The 2,367-nt window shown below is 59.0% G+C and carries 2 protein-coding genes; both read right to left on the bottom strand.

Annotated features, from left to right (window positions below; genetic code table 11):
- Nucleotides 1–501: 501 nt before the first annotated feature.
- A complete protein-coding gene (locus tag ABYO54_RS15980) occupies nt 502–984 on the bottom strand; it encodes a hypothetical protein (RefSeq protein ID WP_372809227.1) in 483 nt (160 codons plus the stop codon).
- Nucleotides 985–1,039: 55 nt separating this feature from the next.
- Nucleotides 1,040–1,963, bottom strand: coding sequence for a hypothetical protein (locus ABYO54_RS15975; protein ID WP_372809226.1), 924 nt, complete (start codon nt 1,961–1,963; stop codon nt 1,040–1,042).
- Nucleotides 1,964–2,367: the final 404 nt, after the last annotated feature.

Here is a 2,367-nt window from a genome sequence, read left to right as displayed (position 1 = left end):
GGGCGGCAGAAACATTTCGGCGCGTCGGGTTATAAACCGAAATCCGGGAATGGAACCACACAATTCCGCCCAAGCGGAAGGAATTGCCTCGGATGGACACCGATCCTCCAGGAGATCTGGAGCTGGTCCCCCTCTCCCGCCGGAGGAAGAGCCTGTTCATGCATCTGTGTTTATCCGCGTTAATCTGTGGTTCATTTACTTTACTAGGTTGAGCCTTGGGCATCGCCCCTTCAGGGCGAGTGGCTTTGATTGCGGGGATTCATGGGGCTGCGCCCCATGCTAAATTGTGTTGTGCCTTTGGCACATAGTGCTCCGCAAAACGGACAAAGACGCCGGGCTCGGGGAACGGCCGCACGGCGCAAGAGCACGAAAAAAGTTCCGGCCATCGGAGAAGTCCAATGGCCGGAACCGTTTTGGGGGGATGGGGAAAAGGACGGCTACCCGGAGGGCCTGGGGATGGGGGTGGGGAGGCAGGCACCCCCGGGCAGCCGGTATTGCAAATTAGCGGCGGCCGCCCTGTTGCGGCGGGCCGGAAGGAGCTTCGTCCGACGAGATATAGCCATCCTTGTTGACGTCGCACTGGGTGAAGTGATCGGCGGGACCATCGAATTCCGTCTTCGAAACCTTGCCGTCGCCGTCCTTGTCGAGCCGAGTCACAAAGGAGGCGGCCGACTCGTTTTGTCCGCCCGGCCGGCCTTTCTGGCCGTTCGACTGGCCCTGCTGCATGCCCTGCTGACCCTGCTGTTGCTGGGGCGGACCGGAGGGGACCTCGCTTTCGCTGATGTAGCCGTCTTTGTCGGCATCGAACATGGTGAAGTGCTCATCCGGACCGTTGAATTCGGTTTTCGAGATTTTTCCGTCGTTGTCCTTATCGAGCTTGGCGATCATTTCGGCCGCGCTCATCGGCTGGCGGTTCCCATTGCCTTGCTGTGCCATGGTGGTCGCGGCTGCGAGCAGGATGCATACTGAGAGTTGTGCTTTCATGATTTTACTCCTTAGCTTGTTTGGTTTATTCCAATCCCTTGCGGGAGATAGCGGTTTATTTGATGGGGGCCCAATCGTGGAATCGGATGAGTTGCGGCGGCTGGGCAATATCCCGAATCCGCAGTGTTCCGTCCGGAGCGCGCATGGAGACCTTGACCCAGATGCCCTTGAGTTCGCCCTCGAGATCGATCAGCTCGCCTTCCGCCTCGCTGGTGGCGGATCGGTTCAGGATGACGACGCTATCGGTTTGAATGGTTCTGCGGTTCCGGTGCCCGAGTTCCGGAATCTGCGCTCGGCCACCCGTGGTCTGTACGCCAGACTTGACGCAGTAGGTGCCGCTCTGCTGCGCTCCGCCCCGGTTGCCCTGGGGAGGTCCACCCCGGTCGTTCGGTTGTGTTGTTTCGGAAGAAGAACCGACACGCACCGCCTGGTCCTGGTCGTAGAAGATGTTGTATTCCACCTCGATATTCTTCATCGGGATATCCGTGCGGTTGAAAAGCTTGATTTCGTAACGGAATTCCTCGTTTTTGTCGGTGGCAACCACGCTGGCTTCGTTGCCGCCCTGCATACCGCCTCCGCCGCCGCCACCGCCGCCACCGCCGCCTTGGCCCAGCGAACCCATCATGCCGCCGCCACCGCCGCCGCGCTGATTGCCGCCACCGGAGGAAGACTCATGCTTCTCCTTCCAGGAGCGCACTTTTACGCAACTGACGGAGACCGGAACCTTGGTCTCGGACATGAACGTGGAGATCGGCCCCCACTCCCGGATATAGTCGTGGTCTTCGCGATCGAACGCCCCGAGCTGGGTTGAGATTTTCGTTCCGTCCTCGCGCTCGATTTCGACCGTGTTCGACCGCTCGTTAAAGAAGATGACCTTGGCCTTGAGCTTGCGGCCATCGCTGGCGGTGAACTCGTGGAATACGTCGGCCGCATGGGCGGCGAGGGTGCCTGTTGCGAGTAATACTATGAGCTTTTTCATTCTACTGCCTCCGTCTGGTTACGGTTTCCGATCGCTATGCAACTGATGCGTTTGCGTTCTCAATCGTTGACGGGAAGGTAGCACGGCAAACCTTAAGGCGAGGATAAGGCCCAAATTTGAAAAAAAATATTTTCCGGGCCGCGGAAAGGAGCGAAGGAAATCGGAACAATCCGTTGAACCCAATAAAAGCCGGAACCGACCGACGGTGCGGAATGGCCCCCATGAAAAGGGATCATCCCGGAAGGGTTCTTAAACCCGGACAAAGGGAATGCGCCCGACGCATGGACACCCCCGAACCACGGAGCGCTCAAAGACCGGACGGGAGTTGATCGAGCCGGAAGCCTACGAGGCAGACATCGTCTTCGACGGCATCAACCTGACCGAAGGCGCGGGCATCGTCGTAG

Origin of the sequence: Pontiella sp., assembly GCF_041622395.1 — a bacterium.
Taxonomy (GTDB): Bacteria; Verrucomicrobiota; Kiritimatiellia; order Kiritimatiellales; family Pontiellaceae; genus Pontiella.
Note: the sequence above shows the minus strand (reverse complement) of the source record. Positions and strands in the feature narration are given on the sequence as shown.